The sequence below is a fragment of the Actinacidiphila oryziradicis genome, from assembly GCF_005047355.1.
Taxonomy (GTDB): domain Bacteria; phylum Actinomycetota; class Actinomycetes; order Streptomycetales; family Streptomycetaceae; genus Actinacidiphila; species Actinacidiphila oryziradicis.
This window is the reverse complement of sequence record NZ_SUMC01000239.1, coordinates 1-4,487: the sequence shown is the minus strand read 5'-3', so window position 1 is coordinate 4,487 and position 4,487 is coordinate 1. Positions and strand designations below refer to the sequence as shown.

Genomic DNA, 4,487 nt, shown 5'->3' with positions numbered 1-4,487 from the left:
AGAACAACCATGATCACGGACGCCTGCGGGCTCACTGCGTCCAGGGCGCCGGAACCCCAAGACCGTCGCTCAACGTCACAACCGGGCCAGCGATCCGCCACGTTGCCCGCCTAAATTCGAAGACCCGTGTTGTTAGGGTTCTCCAGATCCACCAGTTCAACCGGTCTCGCCAGTTGATACAGGTCACCCTTCGGCGGGAACTGGGTGATCATGCCGATCAGTTGTGCCGGGTCCTTCGTGGTCCAAATCGACGGCTCGCCGTTGCCTCGTTGGTCGATGGACATGGTGAAGGGCAGGACCATGATGTTCTCGAACTTGGGCGGAAACCTCTGAGCCACCCTCAGCAGACTTTTCGGATCGACGTCCACGTCGTTCTGCTCGATCGTGATCGTGGCCACGCCGCCTCCGTTCAGGGCGGGCAGCTCCGCCGAAATCTTGAAACCCACCACCCTCAGTCGCACGCTGTTCTCAGGGTCGTTGGGGTTGACGTCGACTCGATGCTTGATGCCGCCCCTGAAGTCCACGGTGACCGGTGCATTCCGGATCTTGAGGGAGCTGTTGATTCCGAGCATGCTGCAGGGGATCTCCGCGCCAATGGGTGGCAGCAGTGGCATATGTGTTCCCTTGTCGAGCGGGGGGCGTGCCGGGCGGATCCACCCTCTGACGCCGCCCGCGCCGAGGCGAAGCCACCGCACCGTGCGGACGTCTGATCTCACACGCTCAGCGCAGCCGACGGCGGCCGGTGTCACGAAACGGCAACTCCACCCCGGCCGTCCGGCCGATCCGGTCAGATGGGGCACCGCACACCATGGGGGGACCAATGCGCCACATCCGTATCGCCGCGCTATCTGCCGCAGCCGCCGTTCCCCGCCGAACCCGTTGTGTTCTCCGCAGCCCGCAGCTGCGGCATCATTGCAGCAACCCCATCCTGGGGGTCGTACCGCTCATTGACCTCGTGTCTCCGCAGCCCACAGCTGCGGCACCATTGCAGCAAGGCCGTCTACGGCGGCGGAACCATCACCACCATCGCGTCTCCGCAGCCCAGAGCTGCGGCACCGTTGCGGCAACCGCAGGGCCACCGCCGACGCGACCGCCTACAGTTATGTCTCCGCAGTCCACAGCTGCGGCACCATTGAGGCTGCATGGCCTTGGCGATGGCCATCATCTCGTCCTCGTGTCTCCGCAGCCCACGGCTGCGGCACCATTACCGCGTGGCCTTGGCTGATGAACTGCCACTGGTTGTCGCCGCCGCGCGAGCCGGCCAAGGCCGGGACATCGCCTTGAGCTTGTTGATGACGGGTGGAGCCCAGGTGGCCGCGCACCTGCTGACCATCCAGAGCGTCACCGCGTCCATCCCGCCGACCAGTTGACGGGTCCCGGCGTCGAGCCGGGGACACCGGGTCTGTCAGAAGGCGCGTCAGCTCGGTAACGACTCAGCGAAGGGCATTGCCCCACCAGTCGCATGTCTGACATTGTCCCAGTTTCACAGAATGATCACCGATAGAGATCGAGACCGGGACCGGGACCGTGAGCATTCCACCCGATTCAGCAGATACGCCCGACTTCAGCGGACCCGCCATCCCTCCCATGCCGGATGCTCCTCCCCTCGTGCCTTCGCCGAAGAAGCGCCCCGGCAGGAGCGTTCTTGTCGGTGTGACGGCCGTTATGCTGCTGGCCGCCGGCATAGGCCTCGGCATGTCCATGAACCAGCAACCAGCCAGTAACGACGGCTCTACAGCCACAGCGGCGTCAGCTTCAGATACCCCGGTGGCACAGGCATCCACCGAGTCCCCAGCCGATCGCTGTTCGCGGGTCGTGATGGACGCGCTGCAGCAGACAGCGGACGCACTGAACGCTGGACAGAGCGGTCTCAAGCTGACGCCATTGCTGTTCCAGTACGGGACCAACTCCGACATCTACCGGATCGCCGTGATGGCCCAGTCGCAGATGATCAGCGCTTCGATCGAGAACGGCGACCCAAACGGCCAAGTGCTGAAGCTGCGCCCCTACGTGGACGCCCAGTGCGCCCAGTCCGCGACGCCTGCCGCCGTGGCCCCTCCAACGGCCAACGGCACAGCCCCAACTGCTGATCCAATCTCCACCGACGACTTTCCGTTCGTCGAAGGACCGACGGTGACGGAGACGATCAAGCTCGGCGCCTCCGACTGGGCCCGGTATCCGTCACAGAGCGCGTGCGAAGCCGCCGCCGTCCAGCCCTCAGCCCTGCGAAAGGCCGCCGATGAGCAGGACGAAAGCTTTGCTGGCGAACAAAAGGGCAAGGACGCCGCAGAAGTCACCGTGCTCGCGTACGCGCGAAAGTACGTCCAGGAACTGCAAGCCCAGGGCTACCCGCAGCCCGAAAACGCTGTGGCGTCGCACTGGTCGAACCTCTGCTACACCCTCGCGAACAGCGACCCGGGCCAGTAGCACCCGACGGAGGATCCCAACGGAGACAGTTGCCCCCTCGGTAGGCTGGACCGTGGAACGGACCCCGGCCCGGTGTGACCCGCCGTAAACCTCAATCGCTGATGATCCGGCAGCCTTCGCTGACGCCGAATGGTGGCGCCTTCCTATAGTGGACCGCCGTTTCGGCCCATCCACCCATCGTTCGAGCACGTCAGCGGCCGACGACGGGCACACCTGACCCCCCGTCGGCCGCTACCTGCGGATTCGGGTCTGAGGTCGTCCGGGCGTTCAGGGCGGATCCGCTGGGGGCGGGACACTCTTCAATTTGCAAGTCGCCCCAGACCGTTGCTCACGGGTGCCTAAGCAGAGGCTGTCAGAAAGGGGCATCGGAGCGGTCTCGCCTTCGGCGACGCGCTGGTGACTCGCGCGACCTTCGCGAGGGAGTCGGGCCTGGCGGGTCCTCTCTGCCAGTGCTTGATAGTTTCCGGATCCGTCACCACCCCCAATACCTGGTGGTGGTGCTGTTGCCCAGCTCGTTCGGCGTGTGGTGGATACCGACGACCACGGCCCCACAGTCAGCGAGGGATTCGGCGATCTGCTTCGTCACGAAATCCTGCTCGACCCCACGTGCCCCGATCCAACCGTCCTTGAACAATGCTTCGAAGGTCGAGTTATTGAGGTAGCGGGGCATCGTGCCGACATCGAGCCGGCTCGCGGGGCTGTCGTCAGGTCCCTTGGCCGGACGGAGGAACTCTTCGAAGTCTTCACGAGTGAGGTACCGGCCGCGGATGAGGTCGGAGGAGTCGAGCTCGAACTTCTGCGTCAAGCACAGCTTGGCCAAAGAGGCCAGGACTCCCTCCACGGTCGCCAGGGCGACAACGTACTCCAAACGGAGAGGAGGCCCTACCCGTATGGCAGGGTCTCCTCGTGCAGGTGGTACTCAGCGCTCCCAGCGGGGGACAGCACGCCTCGGCTTGTTGGACATCGGGCGACCTGGAATCCGCTGCAAGGTCGTGTAGTAGGCACTGACGGTACCCGGAAGCGGGGCATGGACGGCACGGACGGCATCCGCATGGGAGTCCGTGGTTCCTTCCGCTGGACCTGGACGGAACGTCGGGGCTGCACGGGCATGGGGTCCTCCTTCCTCATGGGCCCTCGACGGGCGAGGGCCTCTTGGTCAGCGCGAACGGGGCGCCCAGTTCTTTCGCCTCCTGTCGGGTCCTGCCGTCCCCGCCGAGGTGAGCTGCGATGCTTGGCGCCATGGTGGCCAGTTCCCGGGGATGCACTCCGGGGATCCCGGTCAGCTCCGGCACCTTCGCGAGGCGCTCCTCCACCTCGTCCCGGCGGAGAACCTGAGCATTGCCCTATGCCCCTCGGCGGCCCCTGGGCAACTTGCCCGAGCTGCGCCGTACGACAGCTCATGACCGGGGTCCCGCCCGGCTTTGGGGTCCGCAACGGGGAGACAGTCGAGATCGAGCAGACACTCGCACCGCACGAGCAACTCGGCCGGCTCATCCAGCCCTGTTGCCGAGCAGTCCGTGGAGTAACCGCTCGCGCCTGTAGTACAGGCGGCTGTACGGTCCTCCGCATGGCCCGTACCTGCGTCTTCTGTGACGGCACGCCCCTCACCAAGGAACACACGCTGCCGAAGTGGCTGAAGTCGGCCTTTCGGGGAGACGCCGGGTCCCGTGCCCTCCATGTCCGGGGGACGGAATCGACCCAAATACAGCACGTCGCAGACGCATTCAATGCCACGGTCAAGATTGTGTGCGCCACCTGTAACAACGGCTGGATGAGCGGACTCGAAAACGGTGTCCGCAGCTTCCTGCCGGACCTGATCAACGGACGAGCGGCAGAACTGACGCAACAGGACCAAAATGCGCTCGCCTCCTGGTGCCTCAAGACCATGTTGATGTTCGCGGGCCAGAACAAGCACCCCACATTGGAGATGCTGCCGCTAGTGTCTCGTGATCCTGCAGTCGTTACTTTGATCGATGGGGCTCGTTGGTTCTGGCATGGAGCTCTCTGTGGAACAGACCGCTGAGTTGCGGGAGTTGGTGAACAGTCGCGACGTGCCGGCT

General features: G+C 64.7%; 6 protein-coding genes. 3 read left to right on the top strand and 3 right to left on the bottom strand.

The window, feature by feature from the left end:
• Nucleotides 1-110: 110 nt before the first annotated feature.
• Complete coding sequence (locus FCI23_RS54170; protein WP_136731557.1) at nucleotides 111-572, bottom strand: hypothetical protein; 462 nt, start codon at nucleotides 570-572, stop codon at nucleotides 111-113.
• 639 nt (nucleotides 573-1,211) lie between these two features.
• Here FCI23_RS54170 and FCI23_RS57935 point away from each other — a divergent pair.
• Both FCI23_RS57935 and FCI23_RS54165 read left to right on the top strand, forming a co-directional pair.
• On the top strand, nucleotides 1,212-1,370 hold the full coding sequence (locus FCI23_RS57935) for a hypothetical protein (protein ID WP_169317467.1): 159 nt from the start codon (nucleotides 1,212-1,214) through the stop codon (nucleotides 1,368-1,370).
• A 157-nt stretch (nucleotides 1,371-1,527) separates the two neighbouring features.
• Complete coding sequence (locus FCI23_RS54165) at nucleotides 1,528-2,427, top strand: hypothetical protein (RefSeq protein WP_136731556.1); 900 nt, start codon at nucleotides 1,528-1,530, stop codon at nucleotides 2,425-2,427.
• Nucleotides 2,428-2,899: 472 nt separating this feature from the next.
• Here the strand turns inward: FCI23_RS54165 and FCI23_RS54160 are convergent, their stop codons facing one another.
• Nucleotides 2,900-3,295, bottom strand: coding sequence for a hypothetical protein (locus FCI23_RS54160; RefSeq protein ID WP_136731555.1), 396 nt, complete (start codon nucleotides 3,293-3,295; stop codon nucleotides 2,900-2,902).
• A 256-nt stretch (nucleotides 3,296-3,551) separates the two neighbouring features.
• Entirely contained in the window at nucleotides 3,552-3,719 is a 168-nt protein-coding gene (locus FCI23_RS57930; protein ID WP_169317466.1) for a hypothetical protein, read from the bottom strand.
• A gap of 275 nt (nucleotides 3,720-3,994) precedes the next feature.
• Here FCI23_RS57930 and FCI23_RS54155 point away from each other — a divergent pair, with 275 nt between their 5' ends.
• On the top strand, nucleotides 3,995-4,450 hold the full coding sequence (locus FCI23_RS54155; protein ID WP_136731554.1) for a hypothetical protein: 456 nt from the start codon (nucleotides 3,995-3,997) through the stop codon (nucleotides 4,448-4,450).
• The last annotated feature ends 37 nt before the right edge of the window (nucleotides 4,451-4,487 follow it).

What these genes read in the sequence shown, in the direction of transcription:
- FCI23_RS54170 (WP_136731557.1), bottom strand. Translation starts at nt 572, where the DNA reads ATGCTCGGAATCAACAGCTCCCTCAAGATCCGGAATGCACCGGTCACC.
- FCI23_RS54155 (WP_136731554.1), top strand. Translation starts at nt 3,995, where the DNA reads ATGGCCCGTACCTGCGTCTTCTGTGACGGCACGCCCCTCACCAAGGAA.